At 71.2% G+C, this 15,637-nt stretch carries 14 protein-coding genes; 3 read left to right on the forward strand and 11 right to left on the reverse strand.

Annotated features, from left to right (window positions below):
- Positions 1-202 precede the first annotated feature (202 nt).
- Entirely contained in the window at positions 203-1,609 is a 1,407-nt protein-coding gene (locus K1T35_RS13290) for a selenium-binding family protein (RefSeq protein WP_220260474.1), read from the forward strand.
- On the opposite strand, the gene K1T35_RS13295 is transcribed toward K1T35_RS13290, so the two are convergent.
- From K1T35_RS13295 to K1T35_RS13330, 8 genes are all read right to left on the reverse strand, one after another.
- Positions 1,536-2,321: a GNAT family N-acetyltransferase gene (locus K1T35_RS13295; RefSeq protein WP_220260475.1), complete on the reverse strand. Its 786-nt coding sequence runs from the start codon at positions 2,319-2,321 to the stop codon at positions 1,536-1,538. The two genes, K1T35_RS13290 and K1T35_RS13295, sit on opposite strands and share 74 nt — an antisense overlap.
- Positions 2,288-3,940 (reverse strand): hypothetical protein, encoded by a 1,653-nt coding sequence (locus tag K1T35_RS13300; RefSeq protein WP_220260476.1) that lies wholly within the window; start codon positions 3,938-3,940, stop codon positions 2,288-2,290. The genes K1T35_RS13295 and K1T35_RS13300 overlap by 34 nt, the downstream gene beginning before the upstream one ends.
- Before the next feature lie 15 nt (positions 3,941-3,955).
- A complete protein-coding gene (locus K1T35_RS13305; RefSeq protein WP_220260477.1) occupies positions 3,956-4,774 on the reverse strand; it encodes a carbohydrate ABC transporter permease in 819 nt (272 codons plus the stop codon).
- The gene (locus K1T35_RS13310) at positions 4,771-5,703 is read right to left on the reverse strand and encodes a carbohydrate ABC transporter permease (RefSeq protein ID WP_220260478.1); all 933 of its coding nucleotides are present in this window, start codon (positions 5,701-5,703) and stop codon (positions 4,771-4,773) included. Before K1T35_RS13310 ends, K1T35_RS13305 begins: the two co-directional genes overlap by 4 nt.
- The gene (locus K1T35_RS13315) at positions 5,703-6,971 is read right to left on the reverse strand and encodes an ABC transporter substrate-binding protein (RefSeq protein WP_220260479.1); all 1,269 of its coding nucleotides are present in this window, start codon (positions 6,969-6,971) and stop codon (positions 5,703-5,705) included. Before K1T35_RS13315 ends, K1T35_RS13310 begins: the two co-directional genes overlap by 1 nt.
- 334 nt (positions 6,972-7,305) lie before the next feature.
- Positions 7,306-8,019 carry a class I SAM-dependent methyltransferase gene (locus tag K1T35_RS13320; RefSeq protein WP_220260480.1) on the reverse strand — a complete coding sequence of 238 codons (714 nt, stop codon included), beginning with the start codon at positions 8,017-8,019 and terminating at the stop codon, positions 7,306-7,308.
- A 165-nt stretch (positions 8,020-8,184) separates the two neighbouring features.
- Positions 8,185-9,918, reverse strand: coding sequence for an HNH endonuclease signature motif containing protein (locus K1T35_RS13325; RefSeq protein ID WP_220260481.1), 1,734 nt, complete (start codon positions 9,916-9,918; stop codon positions 8,185-8,187).
- 244 nt (positions 9,919-10,162) lie between these two features.
- Positions 10,163-10,969, reverse strand: coding sequence for an alpha/beta fold hydrolase (locus K1T35_RS13330; RefSeq protein ID WP_220260482.1), 807 nt, complete (start codon positions 10,967-10,969; stop codon positions 10,163-10,165).
- 42 nt (positions 10,970-11,011) lie between these two features.
- On the opposite strand from K1T35_RS13330, the gene K1T35_RS13335 reads away from it, so the two are divergent.
- Positions 11,012-11,677, forward strand: a complete 666-nt coding sequence (locus tag K1T35_RS13335; RefSeq protein WP_220260483.1) for a TetR/AcrR family transcriptional regulator C-terminal domain-containing protein — start codon at positions 11,012-11,014, stop codon at positions 11,675-11,677.
- Positions 11,678-11,731: 54 nt separating this feature from the next.
- Here K1T35_RS13335 and K1T35_RS13340 read toward each other — a convergent pair whose 3' ends face one another.
- A complete protein-coding gene (locus K1T35_RS13340; protein ID WP_220260484.1) occupies positions 11,732-12,865 on the reverse strand; it encodes a mandelate racemase/muconate lactonizing enzyme family protein in 1,134 nt (377 codons plus the stop codon).
- A 116-nt stretch (positions 12,866-12,981) separates the two neighbouring features.
- On the opposite strand from K1T35_RS13340, the gene K1T35_RS13345 reads away from it, so the two are divergent.
- On the forward strand, positions 12,982-13,623 hold the full coding sequence (locus K1T35_RS13345) for a GntR family transcriptional regulator (RefSeq protein ID WP_220260485.1): 642 nt from the start codon (positions 12,982-12,984) through the stop codon (positions 13,621-13,623).
- Positions 13,624-13,629: 6 nt separating this feature from the next.
- Here K1T35_RS13345 and K1T35_RS13350 read toward each other — a convergent pair whose 3' ends face one another.
- Both K1T35_RS13350 and K1T35_RS13355 read right to left on the reverse strand, forming a co-directional pair.
- Entirely contained in the window at positions 13,630-14,304 is a 675-nt protein-coding gene (locus K1T35_RS13350) for a FadR/GntR family transcriptional regulator (protein WP_220260486.1), read from the reverse strand.
- Positions 14,304-15,626, reverse strand: a complete 1,323-nt coding sequence (locus K1T35_RS13355) for an alpha-L-fucosidase (protein WP_220260487.1) — start codon at positions 15,624-15,626, stop codon at positions 14,304-14,306. Before K1T35_RS13355 ends, K1T35_RS13350 begins: the two co-directional genes overlap by 1 nt.
- Between the last annotated feature and the right edge of the window lie 11 nt (positions 15,627-15,637).

The following is a 15,637-nucleotide window of genomic DNA, read 5'->3' on the forward strand; positions in this document are numbered from 1 at the left end:
GGAATCGGGGTCAGCGCGGTGTCGCGGTCCCCCGAGGAGTGGGTGGTGCCAGCTGCACCCCCGGTGCAAGGTGAGCTGCACCTACGGGCGGCAGACGGAGCATTGTGCTGTCGCCGCTTCGCTGTTAGGCAGGACTGTTCCGGCATCACGACGAACGGCCGGGTGCGCCCGACCGTCGGTCACGAGGGCAGAGGAGGTCCCCATGACCCAGCCGACCGTCGACCCGACGTTCTACCGCTCGGCGGCCGAAGCCGCCGCCGCCCCGGCCGAGCAGCTGGCCTACGTCGTCGCGTTCGACCGGGCCGCCCAGAAACACGACGCGATGACCGTCGTCGACGTGAACCCGTCGTCCGGCAGCTACGGGCAGGTCGTCGGCTGGACGGACGTCCCGGGTGTCGGCCACGAGCTGCACCACTTCGGCTGGAACGCGTGCTCGAGCGCGCTGCGGCACGAGGGCCACGGCCACGAGCTCTCCCGGCGCTACCTGCTCGTGCCGGGCCTGCGCTCGTCGGACATCCACGTGCTCGACACCCAGCCGGACCCGCGCGCCCCGCGGCTGGTCCGGACTATCAGCGGCAAGGAGCTGTCCGACAAGGCCGGCTACTCCCGCCCGCACACGATGCACTGCGGCCCGGAGGGGGTCTTCATGACGTGCATCGGCGGCCCCGAGGGCGACGACGACGGCCCCGGTGGGATCGCGCTGCTCGACCACGCGACGTTCGACGTCCTACGGGCCTGGGAGACCGACCGCGGCCCGCAGCACCTCGCCTACGACGCCTGGTGGCACCTCAACCAGAACACGCTGATCTCCAGCGAGTGGGGCAGCCCGTCGATGATCGAGGACGGCATCGTCCCCGAGCTGCTCCTCGGCGGGCGCTACGGCCATGCCCTGCATTTCTGGGACCTCGCGGAGGGCCGGCACCTGCAACGCATCGACCTCGGCGCGCAGCACCAGATCACGCTCGAGGTCCGCCCGTCCCACGACCCGGATGCGACGTGGGGGTTCGCCGGGGTGGCGATCTCCACCGAGGACCTGTCCGCCTCGGTCTGGCGGTGGTTCCGGGACGGCGGCGAGTGGAAGGCCGAGAAGGTCATCAGCGTCCCCGCCGAACCCGCCGACCCGGACCGGCTGCCACCCGCGCTCAAGCCCTTCGGCGCCGTGCCGCCGCTCATCACCGACATCGACCTCTCGGTTGACGACCGGTTCCTCTACGTCTCCTGCTGGGGCACCGGGGAGATGAAGCAGTTCGACGTCTCGGACCCGGCGCAGCCCTGGCAGACGGGTTCGATCCGGCTCGGTGGCATCGTGGACCGGGCCGCGCATCCGGCCCGGCCGGACCTGCCGCTCGCCGGTGGACCGCAGATGGTCGAGGTCAGCCGCGACGGGCGCCGCGTCTACTTCACCAACTCGCTCTACGGCGCGTGGGACGACCAGTTCTACCCCGACGGCGTGGGCGCGTGGATGGCGAAGCTCGACGCCGACCCGGCCGGTGGCCTCGCCGTGGACGAGCGGTTCTTCCTGCACGGGGACGACTTCAGGGGCCTGCGGCCGCACCAGGTCCGGCTGCAGGGCGGTGACGCGTCCTCGGACTCCTACTGCTACCGCTGAGCGTGGGGTCCCACTCCTCGCGCAGCAGCACGCACACCGCGTACGGCGCGTCGTCCTGCTCTCCCGCAACCCCTTCGACGATCCCGCGGCTGCGGATCTCACCCGCGTACCGCATGCCGACGCGCTCCATCACCGCCCGCGAACGCTCGTTGTGCCGGACCGTGCACGACACCACTGCGCGCACGCCGAGGACGTCGAACGCGAACGCCAGCCCGGCGCGGGCGATCTCGGCCGCGTAGCCGCGCCCCCAGAACTGGTGCCGCAATGCCCATCCGATCTCGAGCCAGTTCGCGTGCGCGGTGAACGGGCGGCGGACGTCGTGCGCGACGCGCACCCACGGTTCCGCCGGGAGGAACGCGTAGAGCTGACCCCAGTCGTCGTCGACCGGCGTGCGCGACAGCCCGCCGCGACCGACGACCTCGCCGCTCACCCGGTCGTACGCGATCCACTTGTGGACGCCGTGGAAGCGCCACGACTCGCCCATGAACCTCGCGCGCCGCTCCGCCTGCTCGAGGCTCGGCCTCTCGTCCTCGTACCACGGCCACACCTGGTCGTCGTTGTGCACGGCCCAGAGGTCGGCTGCGTTGGCGGGACCGACCGGTTCGAGCCGCAGGCGCGTCGTGAACCGAGCGGCCGGGAGCGGGTCTTCCACGTGGCGCAGTCTGCTCGCCCAGCCGATCACCCGGAGCGCGTGCTCCCGGGTGTCTGCCACTCGGGTGGGTGGTAGCGCAGGGCCACCTCGACGGCGCCGGGGGAGCGCCAGGCCAGGTAGAGGCGGGTGCCGCCGAGCGCGTCCGTGCCCCCGGTGACGGTGTAGGCCTCGCCGGGCCGGTAGACCGGGGGCCGATCGGGGCCGGAGCCAGCGCCGGGACCGATGCGGAGCGTGGCGCCGTCTGCGGTGTAGGTCGCCGTGCCCGCCACGAGTTCGAAGCGGTCGTCGCCGAGCGGCACGGCTCCGGTCAGCTCACCGCCAGGGGACAGGGCGATCTCGAGGGCGTGGGCGGTGGCGGGGCCGTCGGTCGTGACGGTGAGGTCGGCCCCGTCGGAGTGGAGGCGCACATCGACCGTCGTCGTCAGCGTGACGGGGTCGCGGGAGCGCTGACCGAAGCTCATCCGGGCGGCGAATCGACCCTCGTGCTCCAGGGCGTAACCCCCGTCGTCGTGCCGGGCGGCCGGGGGGAGGGGCTGGTAGTACGCGGCGCTCACCGTCTCGCGGAGCACGATCCGGTCGCCGCTCACGGACATCTCCTCGGCGCGGAACGGGCCGAGTCCGAAGAAGTCGCGGGAGAGCCGGACCGACTCGACGGCCACGGCGCCGGCGCGCATCCGCAGGAATGTGGGGTTGCAGGCCAGCCCGGACGCGATCCGCCCTGCCGCGGGGACGTCCGAGCCGCCGTAGACGGTGAACTCGGTGTCCTGCCTGGTCTCGCGGAGCAGGCGGGCGTCGCGGAAGAGGCGCCGGACCCGTCCCGGGCTCGTCCCGGCCGGCAGCGGCGCCGCGAGCGACGGGTCCAGCAACCGCTCGGCGAGCACGTCGACCGCGGGAACGCCGGGCGCATCGGCCGCCCGGCGGGCTCCGTCGGCACAGCGGGCGCAGGAGTGGTGCAGCGCGGCACGCGTGAGCTGACCGAGGAAGGGGCCGAGGGGGAACGGGTCGTGCTGGTCCTGGCGGCGCGAATGCAGCGTCTCCACCGTGCCGTCGCGGCTGGTGAGGTCGAGCTGGGCGTGCAGGTTGCGGTGCACGACGTCGAGCAGGTCGGGCCGGTCGAGCAGGTCGGCGAGGACGGTCAGCGACGGGTTGGAGACGCGCGAAGCGTAGTTCGGGCTCCGCTCGCTGTAGAGGCCGTCGGCGTCGACGTCGATCCCCTCGGAGAGCCACTCCCGGGCCCGGTCCAGCAGCGCGGGGGCGTCGAGCACAGTGCCGGACCGGGCCAGCGCGGCCGCCAGCTCCCACCGGTGGTTGGGCGTGTGCACGCCCCCGGCCAGCAATGCGGGAGCGGCGGCGCGCACGATGCGGGTCAGCCGCTCGTGCAGGTCGTCGGGCCATGTCACGTCCCGCAGGAGGCGGACGGTGAGGGCAGCGTCGTTGATCGTGAACGCCGAGTCGGGCGGCGAGGCCAGGTTGTCGCCGCCCGCGAAGAGCCCGTCGTCGGCCTGGAGGGCTTCGAGCTCCGCGGTCCACTCGCTCGCCGCGCGCACGACGGCCGGGTCGCCGACCTTCGGCGAGTCCGGGTGCAGCGCGAGGACGACGGCCTTCTTGACCGCCCTCATCACGCCCCGGTGGCCGTCGAGCCGGGCGTCCTCCGCCTGGGCGGCGCGCGCCAGGTGCATCAGTCCTTTGCCCCTTTAGTCCTTCAGCCCCGAGTTGATGTCGGCGCTCATGATCTGGCGCTGGAACACGAGGAACATCACGACCATCGGGATCAGCGAGATGATCGAGGCGGACAGCAGCACCGACCAGTCGATGTTGTCGGCCCCGACGGTGTTGCGCAGCGCGACCTGCAGCGTGTAGCGGTCGGGGTCGCGCAGGATCAGCAGTGGCCAGATGTAGTCGTTCCACCGCCATTGCATCGAGAAGATCGCGAGCACCACGCAGATCGGTTTCGCCAGCGGCAGCATGATCTGCAGGAACAGCCTGATCTCCCCGACGCCGTCGATCCGGGCCGCCTCCATCAGCTCGTCCGGCACGGTCGTGAAGTACTGGCGGAACATGAAGATCCCGGTCGCGGTGATGATCGAGGGGACGATGATGCCGGCGAGCGAGTCGTAGAGCCCGAGGTCACGGACCACCGCGAAGGCCGATGGCATGATCACCTCGGTGGGCAGCATGGTCGTCGCGAGGATGCACACGAAGAACACCCGCAGCCACCACGCCCGGTACTTCGCGAACGCATAACCCGTCATGGCGCTGACGAACACCGTGAGCACGGTCGTGACGACCGCGACGATGCTGGTGTTGAGGAAGTACTTCTGGAAGTCGAACCGCGTCCAGGCCGCCGAGTACCCCGACGTCGTCCAGGTCTCGGGGAAGATCGACAGCGGCAGGCTGAACAGCTCCGACCCGGGCTTGAACGAGCTCAGCACGAACCAGAGCACCGGGAACAGGTAGACCACGGCGAGCAGCCACAGGATCGCCGTGCTCGGTAGCGCGCGGACGGCCCTCACGAGAGCGCGCTCTTCTGCTCGAACCGCAGCTGCACCACGGCGATGATCACGAGGATCACCATGAGGACCATCGAGACGGTGCTGGCGTAACCGATGTTCGCCCGCTCGAACCCGGTTTGGTAGATGTACTGGACGACGAGCATGTTCTCGGTGCCGGGGCCGCCGTTGTTGAGCGCCTGGATCAGCGCGAACTCCTTCATCGAGCCGATCGTCGTCAGCAGCACCACCATGAACGACGTCGGGCCGAGCAACGGCAACGTGATCTTGAAGAACCGCTGCCACGCGTTCGCGCCGTCGATCTCGGCTGCCTCGAGGTAGGAACGCGGGATGTTCCGCAGGGCGGCGATGAACAGCAGCATGTTGAACGCCGTGCTCGCCCACGTGCCCGCGACGAGGATGACGAGCAGGGCGAGGGTGCCGTCCGACTCCCATGCCATCCGCCCGCCGCCCAGCGCCTGGACGGCGAAGTTGACGAACCCGAAGTTCTCCCCGAAGAGCCAGCGCCAGACCACACCGGTGACGATCGGCGAGATCAGCCAGGGGAAGAAGAAGATCATCCGGGCCGCGGTCTTGCCGGTCGCCGTGGTGCTGGTCAGCAGCACGGCGATGCCGAGCGACACCACGTAGTGGGCCGGCACGGCGAGCACGGTGTAGAGCGCCGTGCGGGAGAGGGCGGCGTAGAACGCCGGGTCGTCCGCGAGCTCGACGTAGTTGTCCAGCCCGATGAAGTCGAGCCTGCCCACGCCGGAGTAGTCGGTGAACGAGTAGACGAGGGCGAGCGCACCCGGCCAGAGGAAGAACAGCGCGAACAGGACCACGGCCGCCGAGATGAACAGCAGCGGGGCGAGGCCGGCGGAGGTCGTCCTGCGACGGGCCCGTGCCGGCGCGCTTCGCGGTGCGTTCTTCGGGGGAGACGAGACGGCGGTCATCACGGGTGCGGGCCGTGGCCCTCGGTGAGCTGCTGCGACACGTTGGCGATCGTCGTGTCGACGTCCTGCTCGCCGTTGAGGTACCTGACCGTCTCGTCGCGCAGCGGATCGGGGCCGACGATGGCCTTGCCTGCCGCCTCGTACGCCAGCTCCTGTTGCTTGATCTTCGACACGATCGGTGCGGACGCCGCGATCTCCTCGTTGTAGACCGCGAACGCGTCGGCGTGCTCGGGGTAGGTGACCTCGAGCCCCTCGATGGCCGGGAGCATGCCGGACCTCTCCGCGAGCTTGCGGTAGTTCTCCGGCTGGTACATCCACTTCAGGAACGCGACGGCGGCGTCCTCCTGGCCCGTTCCGTCGAACACCACGGAGGAGGCCGCGTTGCCGTACTGGGCTGCGCGGACGGGCTGCTTCGGCAGGCGGACCGACGCCCACTCGAAGTCCTTGATGTTCTTGGCGAAGTCGGCGATCTGCCATGAGCCCGAGTAGTAGGCGACCACGTCACCGCTCTTGAACAGCGCGTTCGGGTCGGCCTTCGTCAACCAGACCGAGCGCGGCATGAACGAGTCGTCGTTGAGCGCTTTGAAGTACTCGAGCGCGGCCTTGGTGTTCGGGTTGGTCTGGAACGTGCCGCTCGCGTCCGGCTGCCAGTACTCGGACCCGAACTCGTAGAGGAGCGACTTCAGGCGGTGCGACGACCGGTCCATCACCATGCCGTAGGTCGTGCCGGTCTTCTGCTGCACCTCCTTGACCTTCGCGACGAACTCGTCCCAGCTCCAGATGTCGTCGGCGCTGGTCGGGTAGGTGACGCCCGCCCGGTCGAAGAGCGACTTGTTGACGTAGAGCCCGACGGCCGTGATGTCCGTGGGCAGGGAGAGCACCTTGCCGTCCTCGTCGATCGCGGCGAGGTCGCGGCGGATGTTGCTGCCGTCGAGGATGCTCTTGAGGTCGACGGTGGCGTCCTGCCAGACCGGGTCGAGCGAGCCGATGCGCGCGAGGGCCGGCAGGTCGTTCGCCTGCGCCGCGTTCTTCAGCTTGGGCTGGAGGTCGGCGTTGGCGATGTCGACGATCTCGACCTTCACGCCCGTCTCCTGCTCGTACTGCGCCGCCAGCGCAGCGATCCCGCCGCCCTGGTTCGCGTCGCCGGAGAGGAAGAACTGGAGCGGCTCGTCCGGTGAGGCCGAGCCGCCGCCTCCGCCGCACGCGGCCACGAGGCTCAGCGCGAGGCCGGCAGCCACGATCCCGATGGTCCTGCGGGGAGTCGCCATGCCTGCTCCTTCTCGGGCCGCGTCGTCGAGGCGACCCCGTCGTCCTGCCGTGCGTCGAGTTCGGCCGCTCGTTCGGGGGGAGCGTGAGCGCTCACATGAACAGCGGTGACATTGAACGGGCCAGGTCGAAGGTATGTCAAGACATACGGGGCAAGCGCTTACCCTTGGGGCGCGTAGCGGCTGGCGTGCCCGGCATGCGGCCTGCACCGTGCATTCCCCTTGCCGCACCGGGCGCGGGGCGCGGATCGGCCGCGCACCCCCGGCTCATCTCGTCAGTCACGGGTCGGCGTCAGCACCTGCCGTCCACGGCATGCGGCGGTGTGTGCGCTGGTCGTCAGTGGGATGCGCCGGAGAGGCGGGGAGTGAGCCGGAACGCGATGAAGGCCGGCGCCGTGGAGAGGCGTGCGTAGGCGTCGGCGTCGCGCTGCGCCATCTCCTCGACGGGGCGGGGCTCGAGCAGTTCGCTGATGAGGAAGCCGGCTTCGCGGAACTCGGCACACATGGCCGTCAGCGATCGATGCCAGAACCGCACCTGCCAGTCCCGTTCCGGGTGCAGGGACTCCGTCACGACTCGCTCGGTGAAGTACGACCCACCGAGTCTCAACCAATCGCTCGTGGGGTGGTGCGTGGAGAGGACGACGGCCCCACCTGGTGCGAGCACGCGGCGGAACTCGCGCAGCAGGGCTACCCGGTCGTCGATGTAGTGCAGCGTCAAGGCGCACACCACGAGGTCGACCGAATCATCAGGCACCCACGTCAGCGGCTCGGACAGGTCGTGGACGCGGAGATCGGCGGCACCGGCGGTGCGCTCCCGGGCGCGGGATACAAGAGCCGGGCTCTGATCGCACCCCATGACCTGGGCTCCTGCGCGGATCAACGCCTCGGCGTAGAGCCCGGGCCCGCAACCGGCATCCAGGACGCGCAGGCCGGCGACGTCGCCGGCGAGCCCCATCACCGCAGGCCTGTCGTACAGCGAATTCCACGGACTGCCGACCGCATGCTTCGCGTACTCGTCGGCGAAGCCCTCGTAGGTGAGATCCTCGGTCATCCAGTCATCGTGCCAGCGCAGGCCACATCGATGAGCCGGATATCTGGGCCTGGGTGCAGCCATTTGTCGCCGGGATGGTGCGACACGCATTGTTCTGCAGGCGCGTTAGCGGCCCGCCACGACCGCGGGCCCGTGGCCTTGGATCCAGGGCAATCGCTTCCCGGATCAGAACGGTGGGGGTTCCGCGTCGTCGGGTGGGACGGTCTCGCCGTTCCAGAGGGCGGTGGCGCGTCGGTTGCGGTCGATCCGTTCCAGGCGTGTGGCGAGGTCTTTCGGCAGGCCCTTTCGCGTGGTTGCTTTGTTGGGGGGCAGGTCGTTGTCGGTGCGGTAGTCGTAGGGGTGGCTGTGGTAGCGGTGCCCGGTGGGGGTGATCCATTGGATGCGTCCGTCGGGTAGTGCGCGGACGGCCCAGCCGGGGGCGTGTTTCATGCGGTGTTCGTGGCCGCAGCAGCCGTGGATGTTGGTCTCGTTGGTGGGGCCGTGCGGGTAGGGGGTGATGTGGTCGAGGTGTCCGTCCAGGGTGCGGCGGCGGCAGATGGGGCTGCGGCAGTAGACGTCGCGGGCGCGGACGTGGTCGGCGAGTGCGGTTGGGGGGCGGTAGGTGGTGCGGCCGTGGTCGAGGATGGTGCCGGAGAGTGGGTCGTACACCAGTCGTTTGAGGGTGGCGTCGGTGGCGATGTGGCGGGCGTGGTCGGCGGTGATGGGGCCGTGTCCGACCAGTTCGCAGGGGTGGTTGTCGGCGCCGAGCAGGGTGGTGAAGGGGATCAGGACCTGGACGAGGGGTTTGCCGGGGTTGACCGGCCGCGGTGGGGCTAAGTGCCCGCCCGCACCGTCGCCGGGCGCATCGGCGTTGCGGGCCGTTGTCGGCGACTGCGGCGCGGGGTCGGTGTCGTGCTCGTCGGTCTCGTCGTGCTCGTCGGTCTCCTCGTGCTCGTCGTCGATGCGGCTCTCGGCTCCGGTCGCGCTGCCGGTTCCACTGGACGTCGAGGAGCCGGTCGGGGCGTCGGTCGGAGTGTCGGTGGGGGTGTCGGGTGCGGCGTTGGTGAGTCGCCCGGACAGCAGCCCGGCGGCCAGGTCGGCGCGGCGGGCGTCCATGCTGCGCGGATCATCTCGGCCGCAGCCGAGGGCGAGCCGGGTCAGCCACTGGTAGCTGGCCTGGGCGTCCGGGGCGGTCATCAGCGCCCACAGCGACGCCATCCCGTCGGGTTCCTCGGTGATCGACACTCGCCGGTCCCGCCGGGCGGCCTGGTGCCGCTCCGCAGCACCCTCGGGGTCGACCGCGATCACCGCGCGTTTCAACGCCGCCTTCAGCTGCCCCACCGTCTGGTCCGGTGCCCGGTCCAGGATGCGTTGCTGCACCGCCCGCGCCTTCTCCACCGACAGGTAGTGGGTGGCCTCGCAGATCGCGGCGACCCGACGCTCGTCCAGGCGGCCCCGCTGCCACAGCGCCAGGGTTTCGGGCAGCACCTGTTCCAGCTGCACCGACCGCCCGATCCGGGTCTTGGCGGTCAGCCGGGCCAGCTTCAGGGCGAGCCCGACCTCGTCGGGGGCGAACCGGCTCATCGCGCACGGCTTGTCGGTGGCCACCATGGTCGAGTCGTCACCGGGACGGCGGCGGGCGAACTCCGCCAGAACCCGGGCCTGGCGGGCCTGCGCCCACGCGGCCAGGCGTTCGAACCCGACCATCGCATCGACCAGCTGCGCATCCGACAGGCCGGCCACCTCACGGGTGTCGGAGTCGATCTCCAGGGCGAACAACCCGGACGGGGCGGTGTTGCCCCAGGTGCGGTCCTCCACACCGGACCGCAGCCCACGTTCGATGGCCAGCCAGTCGAAGGCGTCCTCGAGCTGGGGATCGACGGGATCGCCGACCTCCACCTCGCAGACGCTATCGAACATACGTTCGATCATACGTGGATTGAGCCCGCTTCGCAATGGGTCGATCGGTGACCTCTTGCGTGATCAGAAACAGGTGGGCGCGAAAGTCAACGCCCCAGAGCCTTGATCACTACATCCCCAGGATGGAGGCCCGGACGAATTCGGCAGCCACGCGTTGCGCCACCCACTGTGCTCGGACCGGCGGCCGTGCCGGCCAGGGGAGATCACGAACTCCGGTCGTGGCAGTGGACCCGGCGGCCGCCGCTCAGTTCGCGTCGCCCCGCTCCCAGAGCGCCGCGAGTGCCTCATTGACGGCGGCCGGCTGCTGGACCTGCGGGTAGAAGCCGGGCACCGTGAGCAACTGCGCCCCGAGCCGTTCGGCGATCACCTCGGCCGTGATCATCAACGGCTCGCCAGCCATGCGCCGGTACTCCGCGGGCGCGCCGGACCAGTCGCCGCGCACGACGAGCACCGGGAAGCCCGCATCGGCGATCGGGTCGAGCGGAACCGCCGCGTCCCAGCAGGGTCGCTCGTGCATGGTGGCGTGCGCTGCCCGCAGCCGATCCGCCGTGGGTTCTGGCGCGGGCATGCGGACGGACTCCGTCGACAGGCGCAGGTAGCGCTCCGGGGTGAGGTCGGCGGGCAGCTGTGCGACGGCGGCGCGGTTGCGGGCGAGGACCTCGGCGATCGCGGGATGGGAATCCGCCGCGCGCAGCGAGCCCGGCTGGATGAGGGACAGCGATCGGACCAGGTCGGGACGCGCCGCGGCGGCGAGCATCGCGGCGACCGCGCCGTAGGAGTGCCCGACGAGATGGGCGCCGTCGCCGAGCACTTGCACGACGTCCTCGGCGTCGACCTCGTAGTCGCTGCGGTACGGGCCGGGCGGGAGGTCGGGGCTCGTGCCATGGCCCCTCCGGTCCATGAGCAGCAGGCGGCGGTCCGTGGCGAGTGGCCGCTGCGCACCGAACCCGTACTCGTCGTCGGTTCCCCAGCTGAGCACGCCGTGCACGAAGACGGCGGGTGGGCGCTCGGTGTCGGCCCCGAGCGCGGTCACTGCGACAGGATTGAACACTGCTCAATGATACTGAGCACTGTTCAACGCTAAGGTGCGGCGGTGGCCTCCTCGATCTGGCTGGACGAGTCGAAGCCTGCGAGCTCCGGCCTCAGCAGGGAGTCGCTCGTGCGCGCGGCCGTCGCGCTGCTGGATTCCGATGGCCTCGAGCGCATGTCGATGCGCCGGGTCGCCGCGGACCTCGGCGTCACGGTCGGGGCCCTCTACTGGTACGTCGCGACGAAGGACGAGCTATTGGAGCTGGTCCTCGACGACGTGCTGGGCGAGGCGCAGGCGCCGGACGACCAGGGGGAGTGGCGTGGCGCGCTCGTGGCGCACGCGGGGCGGATGCGGCAGGTCCTGCTGCGACACCCATGGGCGCTGCCGCTGCTGAGCAGGCTGCCGAACATCGGGCCGAACGCGGTGGCGCTCGCCGATGCCGCACTGGGCGTCGCCGTACGCGCCGGGTTCGCCGACCCGCCCGCCGTGGTAGCCGCGCTGCACGACCAGGTGGTGGGCGCCGTGCTCGCCCAGACCGGCCTGCGGCACGCGGCGGCGGTCTCGGGCGAGCTCGGGACCCATCTCGGTGCGGCGGCGGAACGGCACCCGGTTGCGGCGTCGGCGATGCGGGCGGGCGCGGGCGAGGACATCGCAGCGCGCTCCGACCGCCGCTTCGAGTTCTCCCTCGGCTGCTTGCTCGACGGCCTAGCCGCCCGCCTGCCCGAATAGCTTCCGACGAACGGCCCGTTCGTCGGACTCCCGCCCCGCGCTCGCGGCTCGCCCTCAGGGGGGCAGGAGCCCCACGTCCGCGTACCGGCTGAGAGCGTCCGGGTCCAGGTCGATTCCCAGGCCGGGGGCGTCCGGGATGGGCAGCATGCCGTCCTCGTCGAGCCGCCAGGGGGCGGCGACGATGTCGTCGACGTACGGCGAGCCGGTGAGGTACTCGACCAGGTCGGTGTCCGGGAGTGCGGAGGCGAGCTGGAGGTCGGCCGCGAGCCCGACCGCGGTGTTCCACCCGTGCGGGATCAGCCGGACGCCGTGGTCGTGCGCCGCCCAGCCGATGCGCCGCTGCTCGCTCAGCCCGCCGACCTTCGTGACGTCGGGCTGCACGACGTCGAACGCCCCGGCCTCCAGCCACGGGTGGAAGCTCTGCCGTCGGGTCAGCACCTCGCCACCGGCGATTGCGACGGGCGCCTCCCGCCGCAGGGCGGTGTAGTCGGCGAGCGCGTCCGGTGGCAGCGGTTCCTCGAACCAGGCGACCTCGTAGCGCTCGAGCATGTGCGCCGTGCGCAGCGCCCACTTGTAGCCGTGGGACCAGGTGGAGTCGCTCGCACCGGCGTCGACCATGAGCAGGGCGTCCGGCCCGACGGCGTCGCGCGCGGCCGCCACGATCTCCTCGTCCAGCCGCGGGCCGACCCGGCCGAACGGGCCCCACCCGATCTTGAAGGCGGTCCAGCCCCGGTCGAGGAGCCCGCGCAGCTCGGCGGCGAGCCTGCCGGGCTCGTCCATGAGGAGCGAGGCGTAAGGGCGGACGCGGTCGCGGTACCGGCCGCCGAGCAGTCTCCCGACCGGCTGGCCGGTCGCCTTGCCGAGCACGTCCCACAGCGCGGTGTCGATGCCGCTGATCGTGTGCGTGATCGATCCGCCGCGGCCGAGCCAGAACGTCGTCCGGTGCAGGCGTTCGGCGACGCGCTCCGGTTCGAGGGCGTTCTCCCCGATCAGCAGCGGCGAGAGCACGTCCAGCGCGGCCCGCACCAGCGCCTCGCTGGTGAACACGCTGCCGACCCCGACGATCCCCTCGTCGGTGTGCACGGCGACGAGCGTGTGGACGACGTCGTCGCGCTCCAGCTCCTCGGTCCAGCCTCCCGCAGGCGTGGCGCCGCGGAGGCCCGCCGCGCGAACGGCACGGATCTTCATCGGGTATCTCCCCTCGTCGGGAGCGGACCGTAATCGCCACTTTGGCAGATGGTCAACCATTTGCCATGGGTCGAACGCGTCGCCTACGGTGACCCGTCCCCGTCGACAGGAGGACCGTGAGCACGTCAGCCCCGAGCGGCGCCGTACCCGAGTCGCGTCGCGAGTGGATCCTGCGCTGGCTGCGGCAGGTGATCGCGTCAGGTGAGCTGCAGCCGGGCGAGCGCCTGGTCGAGCGCGACATCTCGGCCCGGTCCGGCGTGAGCCGCGGGCCGGTCCGGGAGGCGATCATGATCCTCGAGCAGGAGGGGCTCGTCGTCTCCCACCCCTACCGCGGCGCGCAGGTCGCCCCCGTCTCGGGGTTCGAGGTGCGCGAGGTGCTGGTCCCCATCCGGCAGACGATCGAGCGGTTCGCCTTCGGGAACGCCGCTGGAGATCCGGACCTGCTCGGCAGGCTCGACGGGATCGTCAGAGAGATGCAGTCCGCTGCGCAGCGCGGCGACACCGACCGGCTGGCCGACCTCGACGTCGACTTCCACGAGGCCGTGATCAGGGCCGCCGGCCACCCGCAGACGCTGCAGATCTGGCGCACGATCCAGCCCCGGGTGCGCGCCTACTTCCTGCGCGACACTCCTGCCCACCCGGATCCGGACGAGATCCCGCGCCAGCACGGTGAACTGCTCGACGCCCTGCGCACGGGCGACCCGGCCACCGTGGACCGCGCCGTGACCGCCCACATCGGGCTCCACCTGGACCGATGATCGTGGTCAGGTGAGCGCGCGACGCAGCCAGCCGGCCACCCCGTCTATGTGCACGGTGGCGCGGGCGGCCACCAGCGCGGCGTCGCCGCGGGCGAGCGCGTCGACGATCAGGCGGTGCTCGGTGAGGGTGCGCTCCGTCGAACCCTCCTCGGAGAGCCCACGCCAGATCCGGGCGCGCAAGGTACTGCTGGAGAGCGTCTCGAGCAGGCTCGTGAGGTATGAGTTGCCGGCGTGCTCGGCGATGCGGCGGTGGAACACCTGATCGTGTGCCACGAGCTCGTCGACCGTCGGGGCGTCGCCCAGCGCGGCGAGCAGGCCCCGCAGCTCCTCGACGTCGGCCGCCACGACGTGCGCCGCGGCCATCGCGGCCGCCGCGGGCTCGAGGATGCGGCGCACCTCGAACAGCTCCAGCAGCGACGAGTCCTGGTGGATGTCGACCACGAAGGACATGGCGTCGAGCAGGGTGTCCGGGGTCAGGCTGGTGACGTAGGTGCCGTCGCCGCGGCGGACGTCGAGCACGCGGATGATCTCCAGTGCCTTGACGGCCTCGCGCAGCGAGCTGCGGGACAGGCCGAGCGCCTCGGACAGCTCCTTCTCGGGCGGCAGCCGGTCGCCAGGGCCCAGCTCACCGGAGCGGATCATCTCCTTGATCTTGCCGATGGCCTCGTCGGTGACCGCCATCAGCGGATGTCGAACCCGACCGCGGGCGGCGCGGCGCGGGGAGGCAGCTCCACGGCGATCCCGGCCGGATCGGCCTGTGCCGGGACGGGGGTGCCGTCGGCGAGAGCGGCGGAGGCGAGGCGCAGGCGGTCGGCGCGGGCCGGCAGGAGCACCCTGCCGGCGGCGGCGTCGACCACGGCCCACGCCCGGTCGCCGCTGCGGGTCCACCGCACCCACGGCTCGTCGGACGCCTCGGCGATGCCGGGATCGAGCGGGCGGGAGCCGTGGACGACGCCGGCGTGGGTCGCCATCCAGTCGGCCAGCTCCTCGAGGGTGCTGCGCTGCCCGTCCGGGATCAGACCGCTCGCCGTCGGACCGACGTTGAGCAGCAGGTTCCCACCCCGGGAGACGACGTCGACGAGGTGGCGCACGAGCCGCGGCCCGCTCATCAGGTGCCGGGAGTCCTCCACCTGGTTGTAGCCGAACGAGAGCCCGATCCCGCGGCAGTTCTCCCACGCGGGCGCGCCCTCGGCGTCGAGGTGGTGCTGGTACTCGCTGGTGCGGAAGTCCCAGTGGGTGTCGCCCCAGCGGTCGTTCACGACGCCGTCGGGCACGGTCGCGTAGAAGTGCCGGAACAGCTCGGCGAGGCCGAGTGCCCCGTCGTGCTTGCCGGCGTCGGGCCATTCGATGTCGTTCCAGAGCACGTCGGGCCGGTACTTCTCGACGAGGTCGCGCACGTGGACGTACGCGTAAGTGGCGTAGGCCGCGTCGTTCGGGCGCAGCGCGCGGACGTTAGCGGACGTGTCGATCACCGGGAGGTCCGGCGTGACGCTCCAGTCGAGCCCTCCGGAGTAGTACACGCCGAACCGCATCCCGGCCGCCCGTACGGCACCCGCCAGATCACCGATCAGGTCGCGGCGCGGGCCGCGGTGCACCGTGTTGCGCGTGGCCGTGCCGGGTGCGTCCCAGAGCGCGATGCCGTCGTGGTGCTTGGTGGTCGGCACGACGTAGCGCGCCCCGGCCCGCGCGAAGAGATCGCACCACTCCCGCGGGTCGAACTCCTCGGTATGCCATGCGTCCAGGAAGTCGTCGTAGGGGGCGTCGCCGTAGGTTTCCTGGTGGTGCTTGCGGGCCGGGCTGTCGTCGAACCGGATGGTGTTCCAGTACCACTCGGCGTACGCGTTGTGACGGAACCACGTCCGCTCGTCGACGGCGCCCAGCTCGCCGGTCGGCTCCGCCCACGCCGGCACCGAGTACGCGCCCCAGTGGATGAAAATCCCGAACTTGGCGTCGGCGTACCAGTCCGGGAGGGGGCGTTGGAGCCGGCTCCAGTCGACGGTCACGAGGTCCTCCC

The organism is Pseudonocardia sp. DSM 110487 (assembly GCF_019468565.1).
Classification (GTDB): domain Bacteria; phylum Actinomycetota; class Actinomycetes; order Mycobacteriales; family Pseudonocardiaceae; genus Pseudonocardia.